Source organism: Paraburkholderia fynbosensis, assembly GCF_902859935.1.
GTDB lineage: Bacteria > Pseudomonadota > Gammaproteobacteria > Burkholderiales > Burkholderiaceae > Paraburkholderia > Paraburkholderia fynbosensis.
Genome location: NZ_CADIKI010000002.1, coordinates 313,812 through 334,654, shown reverse-complemented (window position 1 = coordinate 334,654; position 20,843 = coordinate 313,812). Strand labels below are relative to the sequence as shown.

Annotated in this window: 15 protein-coding genes; 3 read left to right on the top strand and 12 right to left on the bottom strand. The window is 54.5% G+C overall.

Going from position 1 to position 20,843, the window contains the following annotated elements:
• Nucleotides 1–21: 21 nt before the first annotated feature.
• Nucleotides 22–1,245 (bottom strand): AAA family ATPase, encoded by a 1,224-nt coding sequence (locus HV770_RS04490; protein WP_175158282.1) that lies wholly within the window; start codon nt 1,243–1,245, stop codon nt 22–24.
• A 193-nt stretch (nt 1,246–1,438) separates the two neighbouring features.
• Here HV770_RS04490 and HV770_RS04485 point away from each other — a divergent pair, with 193 nt between their 5' ends.
• The gene (locus HV770_RS04485) at nt 1,439–1,603 is read left to right on the top strand and encodes a hypothetical protein (RefSeq protein ID WP_175158281.1); all 165 of its coding nucleotides are present in this window, start codon (nt 1,439–1,441) and stop codon (nt 1,601–1,603) included.
• 56 nt (nt 1,604–1,659) lie between these two features.
• Complete coding sequence (locus HV770_RS04480) at nt 1,660–3,816, top strand: cysteine peptidase family C39 domain-containing protein (RefSeq protein WP_175158280.1); 2,157 nt, start codon at nt 1,660–1,662, stop codon at nt 3,814–3,816.
• Between the two features lie 443 nt (nt 3,817–4,259).
• Here the strand turns inward: HV770_RS04480 and HV770_RS04475 are convergent, their stop codons facing one another.
• The 3 genes from HV770_RS04475 to HV770_RS39630 all read right to left on the bottom strand — a co-directional run bounded on the left by HV770_RS04475 (nt 4,260) and on the right by HV770_RS39630 (nt 7,116).
• Nucleotides 4,260–5,144 (bottom strand): HNH endonuclease, encoded by an 885-nt coding sequence (locus tag HV770_RS04475; protein WP_175158279.1) that lies wholly within the window; start codon nt 5,142–5,144, stop codon nt 4,260–4,262.
• 126 nt (nt 5,145–5,270) lie between these two features.
• A complete protein-coding gene (locus HV770_RS04470; protein ID WP_175158278.1) occupies nt 5,271–6,767 on the bottom strand; it encodes a TniQ family protein in 1,497 nt (498 codons plus the stop codon).
• Entirely contained in the window at nt 6,760–7,116 is a 357-nt protein-coding gene (locus HV770_RS39630; RefSeq protein WP_425497371.1) for a helix-turn-helix domain-containing protein, read from the bottom strand. Before HV770_RS39630 ends, HV770_RS04470 begins: the two co-directional genes overlap by 8 nt.
• Nucleotides 7,117–7,216: 100 nt before the next feature.
• Here HV770_RS39630 and HV770_RS04460 point away from each other — a divergent pair, with 100 nt between their 5' ends.
• Entirely contained in the window at nt 7,217–8,665 is a 1,449-nt protein-coding gene (locus HV770_RS04460; RefSeq protein ID WP_175158276.1) for a TnsD family Tn7-like transposition protein, read from the top strand.
• Between the two features lie 38 nt (nt 8,666–8,703).
• Here the strand turns inward: HV770_RS04460 and HV770_RS04455 are convergent, their stop codons facing one another.
• The 8 genes from HV770_RS04455 to HV770_RS04420 form a co-directional block, all read right to left on the bottom strand.
• Nucleotides 8,704–10,218 carry an ATP-binding protein gene (locus tag HV770_RS04455; protein ID WP_175158275.1) on the bottom strand — a complete coding sequence of 505 codons (1,515 nt, stop codon included), beginning with the start codon at nt 10,216–10,218 and terminating at the stop codon, nt 8,704–8,706.
• A 2-nt stretch (nt 10,219–10,220) separates the two neighbouring features.
• A complete protein-coding gene (locus HV770_RS04450; RefSeq protein WP_175158274.1) occupies nt 10,221–12,482 on the bottom strand; it encodes a hypothetical protein in 2,262 nt (753 codons plus the stop codon).
• Nucleotides 12,479–13,390 (bottom strand): PDDEXK family nuclease, encoded by a 912-nt coding sequence (locus tag HV770_RS04445; RefSeq protein ID WP_175158273.1) that lies wholly within the window; start codon nt 13,388–13,390, stop codon nt 12,479–12,481. Before HV770_RS04445 ends, HV770_RS04450 begins: the two co-directional genes overlap by 4 nt.
• 676 nt (nt 13,391–14,066) lie before the next feature.
• Nucleotides 14,067–14,537, bottom strand: a complete 471-nt coding sequence (locus HV770_RS04440; RefSeq protein ID WP_175158272.1) for a 3'-5' exoribonuclease — start codon at nt 14,535–14,537, stop codon at nt 14,067–14,069.
• Nucleotides 14,538–14,689: 152 nt separating this feature from the next.
• Entirely contained in the window at nt 14,690–17,302 is a 2,613-nt protein-coding gene (locus tag HV770_RS04435; protein WP_217468572.1) for a hypothetical protein, read from the bottom strand.
• Nucleotides 17,303–17,421: 119 nt separating this feature from the next.
• Nucleotides 17,422–18,567 (bottom strand): HNH endonuclease, encoded by a 1,146-nt coding sequence (locus tag HV770_RS04430; RefSeq protein WP_175158270.1) that lies wholly within the window; start codon nt 18,565–18,567, stop codon nt 17,422–17,424.
• A 738-nt stretch (nt 18,568–19,305) separates the two neighbouring features.
• The gene (locus HV770_RS04425) at nt 19,306–20,475 is read right to left on the bottom strand and encodes a metallophosphoesterase family protein (protein ID WP_175158269.1); all 1,170 of its coding nucleotides are present in this window, start codon (nt 20,473–20,475) and stop codon (nt 19,306–19,308) included.
• Complete coding sequence (locus HV770_RS04420; RefSeq protein ID WP_175158268.1) at nt 20,472–20,801, bottom strand: hypothetical protein; 330 nt, start codon at nt 20,799–20,801, stop codon at nt 20,472–20,474. The genes HV770_RS04425 and HV770_RS04420 overlap by 4 nt, the downstream gene beginning before the upstream one ends.
• Nucleotides 20,802–20,843: the final 42 nt, after the last annotated feature.

Below are 20,843 nucleotides of genomic sequence, written 5' to 3'. Positions count from 1 at the left end.
TAGATACAAAAACCTTGATTCTTAATTCTGAGTCTCACGCTGACGCAGAATAAAGTGAGAAAGCAGCGGGACGGCAAATGCATATCTCCCATGTCGATTCTTAAATACCAGCCCGGCCGTTACCAAAGAACCCAGCATTTGATTTACGTGACTACTCGAAAAAGGTTTATCGCCCGATGTTCGGGATTTTTCAGCAATCTCCTGTACGGAGAATTCGTTTTCCGCATTCGGCAGTGAAGCGATTAGGTCCATCAAATCCCTTTGACGATCTGTCGCGCGCCCCCAGCGGCCCGCGAAGAAATCCGCGTCAAGCTTTGCAATGATTGCCTGGAAGCGAGCCTCATCCGGTGACTCCCCGCGCAAAACAACATCGTACGATTCGCGGCAAATAAACTGAATGAAATAGGGGTACCCACCCGACCATTCAACGATTTTGTTTATTCCAAAATCAGTGAATTTAATCGGGAAATTCTCAATGGGTTTGTTAACAGCGTCCCTACAATCCTGCGGGTCCAGTCGATTCAGCGTGACGACGTGGAACATGCGCTCCGCAAACGTTCTCGCCTCGACAAGTTTTGGGAACAATGTAGGCAAGCCCGTTAACAACAGCATATGCGGGACATTTTTTCTTTGAAGCGACTGAAACACGTCAAGTAGCATCGACAGTGGATACTGTTCCTTTGCGGCGTGGTCGGTTAAGTTTTGTGCTTCGTCATATGCGAAGATAATGCCGCGCGCTCCCGTCCCACGGATGGCCGTCCACGCCATCTCGAGAATTGCCTTCAACTTGTCGGCGATCAGCCCCGGAGTGGAGTCAAACGCTTGTTTTAAGAACTGAAAGTCAAGCCTTCGTACAACTGTGGTCTTCTGCTGAAGGAAGCCAGGACCGACGGGTTGCTCTTGATTGAATGTGAACCCCGAAGTAACAACCGATAGGTCCGCAAGCAGGCGTGTCGCCAAACTTTCCTCGGAAACGGTCGCAGATTCAGACAGGTCGGTAGCGACCCAAAACCAATTCTTCGCCGTGGCAGGCTTTTTCAACTCATCCAGCAGAACAGTCTTTCCCACGCCGCGAAGCCCCGTTAGCACAATGTTGCACAGGATCTCCCCTTGGTCGAAGTAGCGTTCAATATCACGGATCTCGGGGTCGCGACCCGCGAGGAACGGCGGCCGATGGCCAGCCCCGGGCTTGTAGGGGTTTTCAATCGGCGGCGATTCGGGCAGAGCGGGGACGGACAGACTCATGATCAAGGCTCCAATAATGTTTTCATAAATTTATAACAACGGCTAAATTTACGCAATCGGATAATTATCGTGAGCGCGGCACGCCCGTCTGCACTGGGCTGCGCGCTGCGACGCCTGGATCCAACACCTCGTTGCGAGCGCGAAAAATTGCACGTATCATTCGTCCATATTTTTCGACAAACTTGGGGGTCCCATGGAGTTTGACGCGTTTTTCGCGGCTGCAGAGAGGACAGTCATTGATGATCGCGAAGTCGAAGCCCTTCGCGAGCGCATGGATGTGGCCGAGCGACTGTTCGAATCCGAGGCAACCTTGAAAGCTGTTACCAACGAATTCATGTCGCGCACTTACAGCATGTAATTCTTACCCGTATGTCTATATAGCAGCCTCACGGCTGCTATTTTTTTGCCTGCTCAATGATTCCTTACCTTGTATGTAAGTTCGAAAAGCCGACCCTGAGCAACCTCGTGAAGGAGTGCTTTGGTGCGGACTTTCCTGACATCTTCCACAAAGAGCAGATCGACTATATTTATAGATATTTGAGTGACCTCAGTGCAAAATCAGTACTGCTTGAATTTCAATATGTCGATAAAGACTATCTCGATGACTATTCGCGATACTACGTAAGGCGCTTCAGCAGCGATGGCCATAAGTGCGCGCGTTTGCATTTTTTTTCACAGGAAATAGATCACGGGAACTTGGACGATCTGCTGGCGGGCAAAGGCTCACCGTCATTTCGGTGCGAACTGCAGTCCGCATATCTGGGCTTCATGGTTATCAAGCCGCTGCCCAAAACTTTCATCGGTAGAACGTGTCTCAAGCGCTATCCTGATTCCGGCTTCGCTGGAGATAAGAGAATGCTTGAGCGGCGCTATGCAGTCGACTTATTTGGCGTCGACCTAGTGGTCGATTCAATCGCCTTTCAGGAGCAAGACAAGGTGGTTTCTGCATGCGCGACGACCGCCATTTGGAGCGCGCTGCAATGCATCCCTTGGAGAAATGTTCGAGACATACCTTCGTGCAGCGAAATTACGACGAATGCAATCAACTTTATTGATGGTTCGAGCAACGGATTTCCCAACAAAGAGTTGTCGAACAAGCAAATCCTACGGGCACTCGACGTTGAAGAACTTCGCCACCATAACGAGACGCTAACAAACACCGCTCAGCCAGAATTCTTCGATACCATACGGTGTCATATCGATAGTAAACTGCCGCTGATCCTCGGGGTTGAAGTTTTCGCGCGCGGCGAAAGCAACAGTTGGCTTAAGCAAGCCGGACATGCTGTCACAGTTGTCGGCTACAAAGCAAATGACGACGAGACAGTTCTGTATCTCCACGATGACCGCTTAGGCCCTTTTGCAAAAGCAACGTTTGTCTCTCTCCAAGATGTCGCACTCGAAGTAGAGCCTGGGTGGGGATTGAAACTGCAACGGAAAAACGATGCAGGGCAATGGCAGGAGGCGCATGAGGTCTTGGTTCCGGACAGTCTTATCGCGCTGTCGCACAAGAAGGTTCGGCTGCCGTATAACTTCGCCAGAAACACCGCTAGGTTCATTGTCGACGAATACAACCGATGGCTTGAACGAGCAATTGAAGACGAAAAGTCAAAACCAGAAGCAGAGCGGGCACTGACCAGCGGCACTGCAAGCCATCCCCCGCGTCTGCACTTTCGACTCCAGCTTGCAGAAATATCTGAAATTCGGAAGGAAGTCCTAGCGAGCCAGATACAGACCGATTTCTCCGCGTTGGGAGGGCCGTCATTTTTGTCGGAAAACGATCTTGATGATCTGCGCGACAAGAAGGCTGCATTCCTGACCGCCAGCTATGCGCGGTTTCAGTGGGTTGCGACCTTCGTATGTTGGGGTGTGCCCGCGTTCAAGGTGTTCTTTGATGCGACGGATATCCCCCAAGGCGACGCGGTATCCGGTATCTACATCGAAAATCAGCTAGCAGCCCGTCGCATCCTGCACATCTTCACCAAATATGCGAATGCGGGAAGTAGTTATTTGGAAAACAGGCAAGACTACTTCTATGGCTCATTTCTGAGAAGGCTGAGGCGCCCTGAACCCGGACTCATGGATCATTTGTCGACCACGTATGGAAAACCGCGGGCGCCCAGATATCTAAAAGCAAATGAACTTGTCGGCGGTGAAATCGCAAGCAATGACACATTGATCAGGTATTTCGAATCCGTTCAGCAGCCGCTTTCGAACACATTCCCCGAGATTGTGCCGGACGATGAGAACTCTTTTTTGATCTGGGCGATTGCACACGACGGCGCACTACTGATCGGGAAAGAGATAAGCGAAAAGGGCCATCCAAGTCTGACGGGCTTTAAGCCAGCGCGAATTGCTGGCGAACTCAAACGAAAAGGCAATGGATGGATCATAAATTCGAAATCAGGGCGCTATAGCAAAGATTATCGGAACGTCGAGACGTATCTAGACAACGCAGTACGGAAGTTCGAATCGATATTTCCAAGCTCTCGGGGTGAAATTTCGGCCCAACACTTCCGCCCCGAGTTAGATAAGATTTGTGCGATCGAAAATTCCACCACCGCAAAGAAATAGGGGCAACTGCGATGCGCGAACGGTTCCTCGATGAATAGAGGGCGCCGCGTCTTCAAGGCGAAGCCGCGGTTCGCTATCGTCTTGCGCGACCTAAAGGTTGGTTCTCTCGCTTTGAGCAATAGGGGTGATTGTTGCAAGTCATAGGCATGACTTTTTCAATGCGCTGGTGCGTACCGCACAGCTTGTTGAGGGGCTAGAGGTAATTCAAGATTGGCGGAGGCAAGGTGAATCTTCCGGTCGCTGCGTCTGGGAATCAAACAGCGAAACGAGCTGACGATGACGGACGACAAGCGTTCAACTGACGCCTTGCTGCAAGATTAATGGCAGCATCAGCTGGTACGCAGCCGCCATGACCTGACACTCGCATAGCAAGCGGCGACCCCATCGTCCCAAGACAATCTCGCTGCCCGTAGCGTCAATGGTCCGGTGTAGCCGACGAGCCATTAGTAGTCCCACCATGGAATATACAGTCGCCCCGCTCTCGCCGGTCCATCCGATTTTTGCAAATTGCAGCCTTCGCAAAGCAACTGGAAGTTTGAAGGATCATTGCTGCCCCCTCGATTCAGCGGAACAATATGATCGAGGTGCAACCTTCGATCAGTCGCAATAAGCGCGCTAAGGTCGCGCATGCAGAAAACGCAGCGGCCATGGTCACGATGAAAGACAGCTGTTTTTAGCCAACCTGGACAACGGCCCAGTCGTTTGATCTTAGAACCTAAGATCGCGCGACCCACCGAATCAACTGACAGTTCGGTTTCCAAATAATCAGCAAGCGCGGACCCGAATCGTTGTAGGAAGCGTCGATTGGCGAAAACAATATGGAAAACCTCATCGGCGACCTGCGCCCAATACCACAAAAACGAAGCCTCATTCTCTAGAAACCAGCCGTAAAAAATTTGCCCAGTGTCTACCTCGGCGTCATCTTCGTCTTCGTCACGGGTGTCGTCCAACGCCTCACTGACTTCGTTGTCGTCAAGGGGATACGGTGTCAGCGGAATGCCGTACTCTTCAAATACAAGTCTCAGCCGGGAAGGTTCAGTATCCTCGTAGCTATCCGGGTTCTTCCGATAATCGCGCGACTGCCAAACCTGTATCATCACGAAGATGTATTGATGAAGAAATGAAACTTTTTGCGGTTTGACCAGACTGCGAACAAGAGATTCGTTATCCTCAATTCCGAGTTCTAAGAACGTCGTTGGGTCATCAACGCAGTCCTCCACCAGCGCTGCAAACTTGTAAATATCTTGGAACAAGAAATCACGATAGGCGTTGAGCATAAACAAAAAAGAGTTTTGGACAGGATTTGGGAATACTCGGTTGAATTTCATCAACTTTGCGTCGATCCTAGACCGCCGATATGCGATCCGATTCTACGACACCTGTGCGGCCGAGCACGACACTCTCATTTCTAAGCCTAGAATATCAAGGTTCAGCGACCAATCACTGTCGAATAGTCACGGCACTATAGGAGCGCCCTTTCTCCTATTTTTAGAACCCTTCGCCCTACCAGCTCCTTTTCGTTCAGATTGCGGAATCGCCGGCAATACCATCTCAAACCATGCCGCATCGTGTTCGCGGCACCAATCCCCTACGTCGGAATTCTTGTAGTGCAACTGCTTTCGAGTTTGTACGCCCGCGGCCAAATAGTGTAGGACCTTCGCCCGATTGCGCTCACGCGCTTGCCCGAAGGTCATCTGGGGGTCGCACTTCTCGAATACAGTAATAGAATGCACCGGCTCTTTGAGTCTCATGCTCATTGCATGAAGATTTCTCTTCGCGATGACTCCAGCTTCGCCGCGGACCGCCCCATCGCACAGGGAACCGATATCTGTTGCAAACACCTGCGATAGCTCTCTGCGAAGCCGCGGTGGCGGAACCTTCCAATTGCGAGCGATTTTTGTAAGACTGTCGCCGCGTGCGAGAGCGTCGGCCATTCGCTCGGGCAAGCCAGCTCGCGACAAAGCGCGCCGCAGCCCTTGAAGGCTATCGCCGAAAGCATCCTTCTCGTCATGAAAACCGGATCGCTCGGCCGTACTAGCGGAGAGTTGTTCGTCTGCGAGGGCGATTAACGCAAGGTGCCCAAGCGGATTGACACCAGCGTCATCGCCGGCAGTTGCCATTTTCACGAACTCTATCGTGACCTTTGCTCCGACAGCCTCGGATAGTTGTGTTGCAGTCCTACATGTCCAGCGATCCAGCAACAATTGAAGAATTTCTCCGGCGGAGATTCCCCCGTCGCCTCCGAAAGCGCGTTCGTAGAGGACCGTTCTCGCTGAGGGATTAAGAGCGCTGGATTGGCCGTTGATCGTAGACGCGACAAGAGCTAGATGCTGACGAGACACGTCGGAAATTTCCACCCGACACTGAGAAAATGCACGCGAGCCGCAGTGCGGACACTCGTAACGTGGGTGATTCCAATGACGATCAGATCCTTGACTCTTGTGACATACCTCACAAGCCCCGCGAAGCGGTTCAAGATGTACTGGACAATGGAAAACCCCCGGCACTTGATGCGCTGTGCGCCAATGGGCGACGCCAAAATTAGCGATATCTTCTTCCATGCACTTATCGCAGCAATGCATAGATTGCTTGCCTAGCTTCTGGTTACTCAACCCCGTGACGAACCGCTGAACGTGCGGTCCATAGAACCGTCGCGCTCGCATCTCGCGCTTCCACGCCGCAGCTCTCTCCTCAGTCATGGCTGCCGCGTATAAACCAGCCAGCCCGGAACGTTGCATCAACCGATCCGCGTCTCTAATCAATCCTCGCTTTTCAGCTAGGTAAATATTCGCAGAAAAATGACCATCCACACAGGCCGTGGGAGATCCGAAAAGTTGCGTACGGGTTGAGTGCTTGAACGGATTTCCCGAAATTGCATGCGCGGCAACAACCAACGAAAAGAATGTCGCATCGCGAGGCCCTGACGGAAAAAATAGGAGGCCACTATCCATCGGAATCGCGCTTCGCTCGCCAGACAGACTTGAGATTCGCTAGCCGCCTCAGTATCTCGAGCATCAAATTTTGCTCCTCGTCAGTGCCGCTCAGCAGATCTTGGAAAATCGCATGAGCGTCGTCCGATACGCTCCCGCCCCCTGTTCTCAGCGAGGCAAGCGACGCCTTCTCTGCAAACGCGCAAAGAGCGGTAACGTTCTCCGAGTTTCGCTTCGCCCGGCCTGCCAGAATTCGACTGACTTGCGACTGGTCCACACCGGTAGCCGCGGCGATTTGGCTTTGAGTCAAGCGACGCTCACTGACGGCTGCGCGCAGCCACGAAAGCTGCTCTTCATTTTTTGAGTCCACATCCAATTATGTGTATTTGCATATTTTTATGCAAGTAAATTTGATGCATCCGCAATAGGCTGAAGGCACTCTTAGTTGACGTTCGTGACGGGGATAGCCAATGGACGCTGCGCCGGTCCACCATTCGCTCGACTTTGTGCCGTTGCTCGCGCCTGACGAGACGCTTTTTAGTTTTCTCGCGCGTGCTTCCTGCCTAGGAGCATATGGGAATGCTCACCAAACTGCGGGCGACTGGCCGAGCAGGAGAGCAGGACTAGTCTTTGACTTCCCTTATGAACTTGAGCGGCTGACGCGCGTGATGCTCGTTGGCCAAGGGAATCCGGAGCAACTGGCATGCGCCGCCACTTGCTTGCCCTTCTACACTCGTTTTAGAAAGAGCGCGTTTTCAGGTCAGGCAGCGCGGATTCTCTGTGGAAGCTCTGTTGGTCTTCTCAAACACGACCTCGGTCTGCGCGCGAGCGCAGCCGGGTCGATGGGCGCAATCCGGGCATGCCCGGAATGCATGTCGGACGACGTCGGTGGATACGGAACTGCGTACTGGCATCGAAGCTTGCAGCTGCCCGGGGTCTTGGTGTGTCCAAAGCATGAAGTTGCGCTGATGGAAGCAAAGTCGATGCGGCCGGGAAAGCAGCAGACATTTTTCCTCCCACGTCAGATCGAATACGCCAAATCGGACCATAGGCGCCTCACGCGGACAGCAAACAAGCGCGCGCTTCAGTTTAGCCGCCTTGCCAGCGCAGCGTTGCAAACACCTTTTCCTGGCGATTTCGACGCCGAAGCGCTGTATCACACCTATCGAGCCGCACTGAAAGCGGAGGGCCTCCTATCCAAAAGCGGGCGCCTTCGGCTAGTGGACTTGGAGACTCGCATTGAGGCTCATATCGAGGGCCTTCCCGACGGTGTGCGGCTGTGTCGCCCCGAAGTGTCACGAGGGCCTATCGCGCTGATTTCTGTGCTGCGGGCGCGGTCTGAAACCTTTAACACCGTGCCACACCTTGTCCTGATCGAGATGTTATTTGGCTCATGGGAGCGATTCATCGCCATGTACGAATGGCAAACGACGCTTTCGTCGGCTCCCATTATGCACAAGGACGCAACTGCCTCGCCCCCAATTCGCGTGGTACCGAACAGCAGGATGAATGAGGACCAAAGGCGCAACCGTTGGAGTGAGGCAACTGACCACATCGAACGCTACATGCGCCAACATCCCGAAGCGTCACGATCGCGAGTAAAAATGGAAACCACCAGCAACTGGCGTTGGCTGTACCGAAATGACCCCACGTGGCTCATCTCAAACACCCCGCCACTGCGGTCAGGACGAACGGGACGCGCATCTTGGGTAAACTGGTCGAGTCGTGACGCCAAGATGTGTAAATTGATTGCACGGGAACGGCCACACATAGTCATTTCGAATAGCTCGCGGATAACTGCGGCTACGATACTCCGCCAGTTGGGCGAATTGCCCTTTTCGGTTCAGCTAGCTAAAATGCCCCAAACCGCTTTACTACTCGAAGAAATCGTAAATTCGATGAAGCGCGAGCGAACGTAGTTCACTCGCTGATTGAATGACTCATGTGACGTCGCCGGCTACTGTTTCTTCCGATTTATATCCCACTGCATCAAAGAAAAATTTCCCAGCAGCGCCTCTTTCCGTCCGTTCGCCCTTATATCCTCTGGCGACAGATTGGCCTCCAGCTCCTTGGCTCGATTGTCACGACGCTTGCCAGCTGTAATTTTCGCCTTATAGCGAGCGGCACCCTGCTGATAGTGAGTTCTGGTCCCTCCAGTTGCCTCTCGGGATTTGCCTTGCATTGACGCCCGTGCGCGCCCACTCCCTTCCGGATGCAATTCCGTTTCTCGATGGTCCCTCGCACGCGCCCACCACTCCGCAAGTAACTCCACCGGTACGTCTTCAAAGGACCGAAGCTGATCCACCTTCCGCTCAACCAACCCTCGAATCAGTGAATGCAGTGGTCGCAATACTGGACTATGGTAAGCCGCCACGATTTCTGATCCTGTTATCTGATCGCGTCCCATTCTTATCGCGAGCAGTTGTGCCTGTGTGAGCACTTTCGCGAGGAAGTCCAGAACGCCGCCGGTGCAGTCGAACAGAAGTGCAGACGCATGTTCTACGTTCGGCGGCCTAGGAAGCACGGTGAATCGAAGCATTCCCGGAACCACAAACTCCCCCCAGTCAACGTCGCTTTGCGATTCAGCTGGCCACAGCTCGAAGGATCCACCAGAACTCATTCGCCGGACGTCTTGGGAAAAAACGTCGAACCCGTCAAATCCCTGCGGATTTCCGATCAAAACTATCGGAACACCCAAGTTTGCGAGCCTCAGAAAAAAGAGCAACATAAGGTCTCGTGCGGCCGCAGTCCCGAAATTTCGGAACTGGATCTCCTCGATCACTAGCACGCCGCAAAAGCAATTAAACAGGATCTTCGAGACAGCCACCATGTGAGTTTCCACTGTCATCTTTTTTGATGCATATTGCGCGAAATAGTTGGTACCTAGTGCCGCGTCGACTTCTCGGTAGATCTGCATCAGGAAACCGAGACGACTGCCGTCCGACGTCATATCGACTCTTAACCAGACTAGCTGTTTCTGCGCGGCCCAACCGCACTGCTCGTTAAAACCATGATCGATAACCTGAGGAAGAAGGGATAAGGTCCTTGCGACGATCGTCGATTTTCCAACGCCGGTCATTCCCTTGATTGTGATTCCCCGTGCGTTTCTCACTGAGGCGGAACGTATCAAGACACCGTCCTGCGCGCTCCAGGCGCCGACGTTATATCGCTCCTGTTTAAAGGCCCTGGATGACGGATCTCGGTCTTCATATCCCGATCGGATTGCCGTCAGTACGGCATCCGCGATGTCAATCGCCGCAGACGTTGGCACAAAATGCGAGCCTATTTTCGATAGGTATTCTGCTCGACGTTGCAGCGGCAACCCTTCCAAGGAGATCGAGGACAGCGGCTCGTGCGCCAGAAGGGCAGGTAAATCCTCATAACATACTGCCGGGGGCAGCGCAGCTAGGAGAGGATTGACGCTCCAAGGGCCGCTGGCGCCGTCCCCCTTAAGATTCATTTCATCGCTCATACCTATCTCCGAGTCTTGTTGAAAGCGCGTAGAGCTGCGTGCGCGGGCGACAGCAGGTCTTCTCCGCAGTCGGCAGGAGGCAGCGGGCTTGAGCCCGGCATATGCGAAGGTGGGACATTAGTAATCTGCGATTTGAATGCTGGCAGACTTGCTGGCAGTTTTCTTTCGGCTCTGCGATTCGCCCGCATGTCAGCGATCTGTTTGTGCAGAGAAACTCGCGATCCTTGACGCCCCGTCTCCGCACGCTTAGCACGCTGCGCCTCGCCAACGTCTACAAACATTCCCGTATCCAACTCGGCGTCTCGTTGCGTGCGCCGGCCAATATCGAGGTTGCTATTCAGAAGATCTTCGTCTTGTACCGAAAGATGATCCTTGAAGGTCCATTCCCGAGCTGCGAGAGGATCAGCAGCCATGTTGAGAAGCTCATGCACTCCGTCCATGACAAGCCAGACTCGCCGAAGATCTTGCGGATCCCCTCGCACTTCAACCCGCGTGTGGTTCCTTCGCGCCAGCTCCATCATTCCCCGCTCTTTAAGGACACTGCCAACGAATCGAGCGCCTTTGATATGTTCTGCTTTCGCCCCACGGTCCGTTCGAAGCAGAAAAATGCCCCGGCCGGTCAGGACCGCAGGCAAGACCGGCAAAAGATGAGCCCTGACCATATCTGCGGAGGGGGGCGCTGCGGCACCGTATCCGTTCTCTTGACGCCAACGATACATATTCAATCGAGTCGGCACCACACCATCGCGACGCATCTCGGTAGTCAGAAGCTGCGGCACACGTTCTTCATTGTTGTAGTGAAGGATTCGGCGGATCAAAAGACGCATGTATTCGAAGTACGTAAGGCATGCGGAAAGCGCGGGGTGGCGTTGCCCACGCTTTCGCAATTGTCCACGCGTTGTGCCAGGAAGCTTGTGATCAAGCTTTTTATGAAGGACGTGATGAATTGACTCGACAATCGACTTCAGCTCTGGACGAAACACCGGTACAAATTCGAGCGTTCCGCCAATGCCCGGAATCGAATCGATCGACTGCTGGTTCCGGAGCTCACCGTTGTCAGCCAGATAACGAAGAAAGGCAATAGCAGGCCATTCCTCGGAAATAATGTCGATTCCGAATCGGGCACAGAAGTCGACCTTATCAAGCGCGGCATTTGCGACGGCGCTCAAAGCGGTCTGCGCCGACGGTGCATCGAAGCCACAATCCAGTCCAGCGATAAGTCCTGTAACCGTGTCGACAATCACTATTCGGTGCGCCGTCCCCACGACCCTAGTCCTCGAGATTGCCGAAAGCAGATGGACGTCATTCGTTGTGGCATCGCAGTAAGCCAGCTGACCCACGCAATCAACGCCGTCGCGCGCAGTTCCGTGAAGCGCACGGTGATCGCGCTCGAAATCCCCTCGATCCATTTGCAGCCGAACGGCGGTTCTTTCGTTGTCGCCACGCGATCCCCAGTAGCGAAACTGGCGGATAGTGGGTCGGTCGTGCGGCTCTTTCAAGATCGGCGCAGCATCTGCGCGTTGAGTCTCGTCTGGCTGGCGGTAAAATGCTTCCATCGTGCGCAGATATGCTGACTGAACTGTCACGCCAGGACGGACGTAATTTTCCCATCCGAAGGCCAATTGCGAGCGATCATCGTCACGTAAGCAGTAGCCAGCGCGGTCGAACATATGCTGCCGCACAAAGACGTTCGGGCGCCCTAGTTTCTTTTCCTGTTTGCGCGTTTTTCCTGCGCCTCCGCATCTGTCAAATTTCGGCAATAGGGCGTTCTTGTTGCATGATCCCGCCCAAAACCTGTGAAGTGCCGACGCCACTGATTTCGGCCTGCACCCAAGCTCCAATGCTCGTTGATGTATGACGCCGCGATACAGTCCTCGCTCAAGCAGTTCATGAAGTGTGTAGTTTTTTACTAACCCTTCGATCACACGCCAGTCACGATCCCGGCGAACTAATTGGGCGCACTGACCGCCGTCTCCTCGCTTCCCGTATCGCGCTTTAATCTGGCCGTCCGACATAAGCCATAGCTTCGGAGTCTTATCGGCGACCAATTCTGCCAAGGATTCTCTCAGCATTGATTCCACTGCCAAGATTGAAAAATCGGAGGGACGTCGATAATAAGAGACTGATGATCCGTCTCGATTCGAAACTTTGATAGCCCACAACCTATCGATCGACGGATTCGCATGAATTACGCGAAATATCCCCCCTGCAGATGACGCCCCGTGTGAAAGCCGAATCAGGCAGTTCAAATGAATCGAGCTCATCGTGACCCTCCACCCAAGAGGGTTTGCTTCAACCGCGTATGCAGTTCCCGACCACCCGGCACCATGCGGTACGAATGGAGCTGCGGCTTCGAGAGGTCGACATCGATTTCGAGAGTCCAGCAGAGCAGCTTGAACGCGGGCCATGCAACGGATGCGTCGATTCTCGATACTTCGACGGCACGCTCAACCGCGCAGCGGATTGACACTGAATTGAGCTTCGCTAGCAAGACACGCCGGAACTCATGAAACCCGGTTGCGGCAACGATCTCCTTCTGTCTCGCCCATGCGGCTCCGCAGTTTTCGAGATTTTTTAGCAGGTCGGGAGGCAATGCAAGTTCGTGTGCAATGTGATAGCGAGCCGCAATTCGATTGCAATAGCTACGCTCGAGCTCCAGCCTTTCGAGGATCCGAGAGGTTGAACAGGCTTCTAATACTGCCTTCCGCGGCTTACATGAAAATGCGACAAGATATGGACCGGAGTCTCGATCTACCGTGGCGACGACGTCCAAAGTAGCGATGTATGGAATATTCGTTCCAACAAAAACTCCGTGATCGACTCCGGCCTCCTCGGCGATTTTAAGCAGACCGGGCACCTTTGAACGCGAGTACGACCGGGCGTTTTTAGCACCGACAATTGGATGAAGGTGTGGAAACGGCCACATGGGAAATTGTTCACGGACGTCTTGCGCGCCCAGCCAGTAACACAGGATCCCCAATTGACGCTCAAGCCTGGCAAGGCCGTGGAAGGAGCGCTGTTGCCCGGGCAAGGGTCCAACGGTCTGATTGCCCTTCGAAGATGAATTCCCTCTGTGGATTTGTATGAAGGGGTGGTAGCGTTCACCATGCCCTTGGCCGGCCCCGCTCTCAATCAATTCTTGCAACTTATCCCACGTCATCGTTCGTTTCATTTTTACTCCGATGCCACACAGGCGGTCGCCAGCGGCCTTAGCGCGCCGGATGACAGTTGTGACTAGGTAAGAGTCGGTGGCCCTCCATACATCGGGGACACGCCAACCCATAACACGGAGACAAAAAGGCCTTGACTCGGCTGAAATCGAGAACGATACTGAGGATGTCCAGTCCCGCAGTACCGTGCTCTTTTAGAGCCAAGACAAAAAGCCACTCGTCATCGGTTGGCTTTTTTCTTTTCTACATGCGACCTCCTGTTTCGATTGCTTCACTCGCTGGCCATTTCGGCGCGCCCGCTCTGACTCCTCACATTAAACACCGAGACAAGCACAGACGTAAATAATTTAGTTTTCCTATATATTTATTGAACGTTTTCTTGAGATATATAAGTCAAATACACAACGTTTGTTGATCGCCATTTTCACTGGTGAAAATCGAGTCGTCGTCCGCGGAGGCGAAGTCATGGCACACGATTTCTTGTACTTGTTGGCACTGTCACCTACTCGTAATTTCCCGCAAACGCTGCGATATACCTGCTTGTCCAAGTTTGTAGCCCTATGTGCGGTACCAGAAACCGCGTGAGCACTTGACTGCTGTCGGCACCGTGCCTCAGGCGACCCAACAAATGGTTGAATGATTGATAAGTATCGCCGCAACTCGAATTGGCTGGCGTCGCTAGCGATAGGCGGCACGGTTCGCGCGCGCATCGTGTAAAGCGTGGTGTCTCCCACCGTAGAGGGCGAAATATTGTTCCCGGCGCTCGACGTCAAGCCGGGCGGAAATATTTTCGAGCTGCCAACTTGACGGCTTTTTTTCAATCAGACGGGTTAGCAGTTGGACATCCACGGGGTGGTCATAGCAGATCACTGGTCTCTGCCGGCTCGTTTTTAACTTTTCCATCCAGTTGCAAAGTTGATTCGATGCTTCGTGAGAACTCATGACTCGATCCGGGTATCGGCCGAGCTGAGGTATTACGAATGTTCGAACGAATTCACTACAGCCACTAGTACTGAAGTCACTCATCTCGGCGTAGAACTCGGCGCCATCCTCAGCGACCATCGCGATGCTCAGCAAAACAGGGGCATCGAGATCGGAAAATTCAGTGTCGACGAATACTTTGCGCTTCCAAGGGTGCAACGTAGCCATTGTCTTACTTGCGTCTCGGATGAAACGGCACGAGGCTAGCGCGCATCAAGCGTGGCATCAAGCGCTTTGCGCGGGACGATCCGTAGTCGACCCGCTGCGGCCCTATGCTCGGCGGGATTCGTTGCCTGCTAGCAGCCGTTCAACGTCCGCGCTCAGTCAATCCGTAGGGCGATGGATCTCAATGCGCCAGCAGCCTCGCGGCCTTGCTCCGGCATCGGCGCCTGGGTCAGCCCGGCATTCTTGACACATGCTGGGCAGAACCCGTATCCCCGAGATTCAAAACGATGGAAATAGTTGCTGTATGACGCGTCCATCGGCGCGTGGCTAGGCACACCACATTCAAAGCGAATCCGAGCCTTGGTTGTCGAGAACTCACCGCGGCCCCCAAAGCCCTCGGTAATGAGCGTTGCCGTTGGTGGCTGCACTGCAATCGGCCGCAGGTGGACGGGTGTGACCGCCAGCACCGCGGCACGTAGGATTGTCATTCGTGAGACCGTATCTGCCAGGGTCTTCCCACGCTTGTTGGTCGTGCCGGCCTCCAGCTTGCAGGGCAAGCAGAGATGCTGATCGCTCTTGTGTTTCGCGTACCTCAGGAGATTGCGAAACGTAATGGAGAAGGGCGGATGGGGGACTCCATCAGGACCGTTGCATCCGCAGGAGAACGTTTCCTCGCTCCACCCCGTTGCATCAAAGCCGTGAAGGTATCTGATCTCCGGGTACATATCCTTCATTATGTAAAGCCGATGATGCAGCGTTCCCATGAGCTTTACGGCGTTAGCTGCACTGATGCCGGGGTACGCGCAGTCCGGGCAAGCCGACGGCACCACGCCCAGATCTGTCAAGCTCGCGTTGCTGCGAATCCGGTTCCACAAGGAGCGGTTAATCACTCGCTCGTGGCCAGCGGGGCACCGCACGCGGGCCGAGAGCTCACCCTCCTCGTACCACGGCGAGCCTTGTATCGTGAGCTTGAGCTCGGCGAGGGAGTCGGAAAACGCCTTCGCATAGCCAGGAAAAAGCGTCGCGTGGTTCACTGCGACGCCGGAATGCACACTGACGCATGTTGGACAGTTGAACGCACCATCACTGACATGTCGCAGGGCGGACGAGCAGCTGTGCAAGATGGTCACGTGATCCGCCTCGCAGCGATACAGGTAGCGGTTTGACTCATCGAACTCCACGCGGTCAGTCACAAACTTCGGCAGGCCTTGTGCGCCCCAGGCCTCGAGCGCCTCAGCGCGGCGCTGCTGGGGATTGGCGTCGTACATGCACTGAGGACAGTATTGGCGAACATTCCCCTCAACCAAGCCTTTGGCCTGCGCCGTGTTGAGCTTGTTGCAATGCCCGCATAGGTAGGTGACCTTGCAGCCTTTGGTCACCTGGGTAAGTTCATGCGACATCAGCTTGTGATGACCTATATTCCTCAGCAACGCTTGCTGGAATTCTTCGAGGGGGTTTTCACAGATTTCATTCCAGCGCGCGACGATCACTTCAAGATCCGGATTGGAGCAGGTTGGCACGAGCCCGGCTTGGAGGGCTAGGTCTTGAATGCAGGAGAGGAACGCCGCTGGGTCCAGCGGCCGGTCCTTCATCTCGAGCAGGCGCACCGTCTCTTTCGCACAGAGGGCCCGTTTCTCCGCATCCCGTTGGACCTGATCGGCGTGGGCTGAGAGGTCCTCCGCGCTTTGCGACCGAGGCGCGTAGTGGTGCGCTCCGTGATACTCGAGCGCCAGCCGCTGACTTGGGCTGTAGGCGTCAAGTTCGAGCCGATACCCGTTGTCTCTCAGGAGGAAGGCCGGGCGGGAGGTCCGCACCCAGTCGAGGGCAGGGAAAAGGTGGGAGATGACGACGAGCGCCAGTGCTTCGCCGCGCCGAAATCCAGACTGGCCCCATGCCTTCTGCTCCGCACGCCACCGCGTGTCGAGATGGTAAAAGCCCGTGCGGCTGCGATAGAGGATGAAAAAGCCCCCGCCATAACCGGGACTCCATTGGAAGGAGACTTCTGTTGCACCGTGCTTCTCTGCCCGTTCAAGGAGCTCGTTGCGGAGTTTGAGATCCTTGCTCTCCTGGCGCACGGCTTTAAGCACTGCCGCGCGTGACACGCAGCTTCCCGCAATCGGTGAACGCAGCAATCGAGTCCCGGTATTTATGTCGAAGAAAGGGCCAGGCGACGTAGTCTCGGGATGGTGACGACTGGCAAACCGAAGCGTCCCCGAGGGAAAAGCATGCTTGAAGTTCGACAGTAGTTCCACAAAGTCCCCGAAGCTGGCCTGAGCAGCTTCACCGGGCAAGCGATGTTGCCTCAGCGCTTTCTTGATGGCGGCTATGCCGATCGAGGGCATGACCCAAGCGAAGTCATCGGGCAGTGACCATTCCTTGGGCTGCACGATGAACCTCAAGTCAGGTACGTTAGGAGGACCGCTGTCGGGAACGCACAGCGAGAGCGACTGGTCGGGAAACTTGGCAGTGAAGCGGTCGATCAGCGGCCGAGCGCATTTGCAGACTGGGCAGCCTTGGGGTGACATGCGTACGTTGTCGTAATAGGTCTTCCAACTGCCGTCCCGGCCCAATCCGCAATCCAAGCATTCGACTGACAACTTGCATTTCGATTTGCGCTCCGCTGGTTCGCTTGCATGCAATCGCAGCCGGCCGAACCTTCCAGACTCGCCGTCCAGTGCGGCGAGGACGCGGTTTCTCACCTCTCGCCAGGCATCCCAGTTAGTTGCGCTCGAACGAAGTGTGTACGGTTTTGCAGGCGTGTGTTTCATGCGCTTGTCGCTCGCGGTCATCTTGGGAACTGTCAGTCAGGTGGGTATGCGTTTTCGCGGCGGCCGTTCATTGGCTCACAGATTTATTGCGGCACAGCGCCAGATTTAATACGGCCGGATCAGGTCTTCTTGGTCTGTTCGCGCAGGATCTTGTGGACCAATCTGTGGCAATTGGCGCAGAGACATTGGAGGTCGTCGAGAGTGGTTTTGTGACCTTCTGCCATTTCGCTGACGTGAGTGGAAAAATGGTGAACTTCGATGCATGCCTCGGCCTCTTCGGCTCCGTAGTGAGCCACTGGGTCAAGGCCGCATCGCTCGCAAGAAAGCCGTCCGTGTATTCGACGATATTGCGCTTTTTTTGCTCTGGCGAGGCGAGGGGCCCGTTCCCGCGTCAGGTGAGATTTGAGCTTGACGCCCCCCTCACGCCACTCCTCGTCGATGTAGATTTCGCTTTCGGGAGATTCCGACGCCTCGCCTTTGTGCACGACCTGATAACCTGCCGCCCGTAACAAGGTGAAACACATACCCCCAGCCGTGAAGTGTCTCGGTTCAATCGATGCACCATCGAGTGCCATCGAAAGTGCAAGTCCAAAGACAGCTTTGGGCGGAAGCCGGCGGCCATCGTCAGCGATCAGATCATAGTCGGTGGACGGGCCAAAAGGATGCTGCACGTCGCCCGCAATGAATTGCTGAACGGCGCGCCAGACATACTCGGGAGTTGCGCGGCGCAGCACGTCGGCGGGCAGCCTTTCCATGCTGCGGAGATCTCCTTCCGCGGCTATACCGCCTAGCCGGGCAGCCAAGTCCTCACTGAATCCGTCGAAACCGGTCGCGATTCTAATGCGCTTCGTTGAATTGCCCCCCTTTGCGCTTGGATTTGGATCGCTGCGAACATCTCTCATGCGACTGCTCAGCAAACTACAAATTCGCTCCGGCGACAGACTTCCTTCGGAATTGCTGAGAATCGATCGTGCACTGAGCGGCAGCGACTGGACAGTTGCGCTATCGACCCACGCGCCCAAAATGGGAATACTTGCCCGAGAAAGCCTGTTGAGCAACAAGAGCAGACCTTTCGCATAGTCCGCATTTACTGCCCCATGCCGACCTTTTGCACCACCTCGACTGTGCAGGATGATGTCCGCCTGGTCTACCGAGAAACGCGCATCCAGTTGGGGGCCGTCTTCATCAGTCAATTGGAACATGCTCGCCAATTTATCTTCTCCAATAGATAACTCGGGGTAATTGGCCGCCTTCGAGAATGCCAACGGGGGTTGCAGAAAAGTCCTGTTCGTTCGCAGATTGTACAAACCACATCGACACTAAACGACGAACCGCAAACGACCGCTTCGGCCAGATGCTGTTGAAAAAGTCGCTGACCGTCTCTCTCACAAGGTTTTTTGTACCCGTACCCTTACGCGCCATCGCACAGAGCGGGCGAAAAAAAGCTCCCCGCTGCTATAGGGTGGACTCGATGTCTTGCCGGTGAACGGTCAGTGATCTGAATTGAGGGCGCCCGATGAGTCTGCAAGCTCCACTAGAAGCCTGAAGGTCTACTACTCGCCAACTTCCCTCTCCGGGCCGAGCATGTCCACCCACAGTCGCCGACGGACTAGCGACGATACTGATGTCCGTGTCCTGCACTTTCCCCGTATAGGCGATGTGTCTGTGCCCGTGGAACACTACCGTCGGCTCACCACGTTTTGACAGCATGTCTACGAGTTGAACTGCGTTCTGGAATACGAGAAACGCGTTCTGAACACGGGAACGCCATTTTTTTGCGTATGGCGTTGCTAGATGATGATGTGTCGCGAACACGAAGCTGTCGCATAGGGGCGCCATCTGTGCCATCAACTCACCACATGCATCAATCGTCTCAGCTGGGACGGCGCCGATCGCATTGGTAACGTTGATCGACGCCGGCTTCACAGTGTCCAGGATCACTACGCCCACCCTCGTGCCTTCGATGAGCGCTACTATCGGAAACATATCGTCCCAAATCGTCGTCATTGGCCTGCGTGAGCGCAGATTACCGCTGATGTGCGCTTCCAAGGCAGCGCCTTGGCGGCGGACATAGTCGCTAAGGTTATGAGCCGCCTCGTCTGACGGTCAATCAAGTAGGCCCTCTCACCCATGACTTCGGCCATAGAACACATCGCACGAATCTGCCTCATTCGTCGACCAAAACTATCGAGTCGCTCGGCTCGAGTCGGAAACTTGCCCTGCTGCAAATTCAGATCATGATTGCCTGGGACAAAAATCATCTTATTTTTAAGATCGACGGGACAGGCGTCAAGAAATCGCGTCCAGCTCCCGCTTGAGCCACTATCGGTTATGTCGCCAGTCAGCAAAACGGCAGCGCAATCCTGCGAGTCTCGTGCCAACGCTGACAACACGCTTGAGACGAGGTCATCGGAAATGCGCAGCGATCCTTCTGTCAGGGGTACATCGCCGCTGTCGGTTATATGCAGATCGGACGCATGCAGAATACGAAACGTGTGCGCGATATGTTCCGCTACGCTCGAAGGCGCCACAGCTTCCGCACACTCGGGCTTTTCGAATACCATGCGCCACTTGGACGAGAAGCCGAACCTTATCGCCAGCGCAGTAACTATCGTCCCGGTCAGGAGCCCCGAAACGAATTTGAACATTTGCGGGGTCACGAACTGGGTTAGCGCACTAGACACGTCGATATTTTTGGGGAGCGCAGGTAGTTGGCTTGCCGTCCAACGGAAACATGCCAATGCGCCCGCGATCACAATAAATACGGCGACCCACACGAATACTTTGCGGAAAAACCAGAGTCGGTCAGGGAAGCAAATGTGACAGATGGAATGTGCGGGGACGACAATTCGCCCGACAGCGTCCTCAAACTGCGTCCAAAAGAAAGTCACCATCTCAGGGATCTTCGACCACGCTGCCGAAACAGTGACAAACATCGCTGCAAACATCGCAATTAGTGCCCACTCCATAGGGCTAAAAGGTGCGTTGTGGTGCGTCGCAGACGCGCCTATTGCTGCAACAAGCGAAGCACCGTACATCGTTACGCTTACGAGATAAATGTATGTCGCAATCACGAATCCCAAGATGAGAATGCCCCGACTCGCTACCCACGCATATTCTCGTCGTCCATGTGCCGACGTTTTCTCAAGTACTTCCCGATAGTCGTTTTTCATTCAGTAAGCAGGTCGCAGCCAGCTGCCTCATTAGTTTGTAGTTGTTTGCACCTGCGGTCCTCTTCCGATACCTCGACAACAGACTCCAACGCAACCAAGGTAGCACGCTGACACGCAAGCAGGTTGTACTGCTCGCAGTACAAACGACGCAGCTTTTTCCGCTCGTTGTCCTTGTTCGTCCAAAACTGGTTGTGCTGGACGGCGAGCCTGATATTTCTGGACCGCTCCTCGTGAATGGGCGCTTCGCGACGCAGGTCCTCCGCCGATGGGCCGTAATAGCGTTGCTGGTTCCGGCGAGCCTGCCCCATCCGGACCACTTCGTCCATCAGCCATTCGCCGCCTTGTTCAATCAGAACATGTCGATCCCC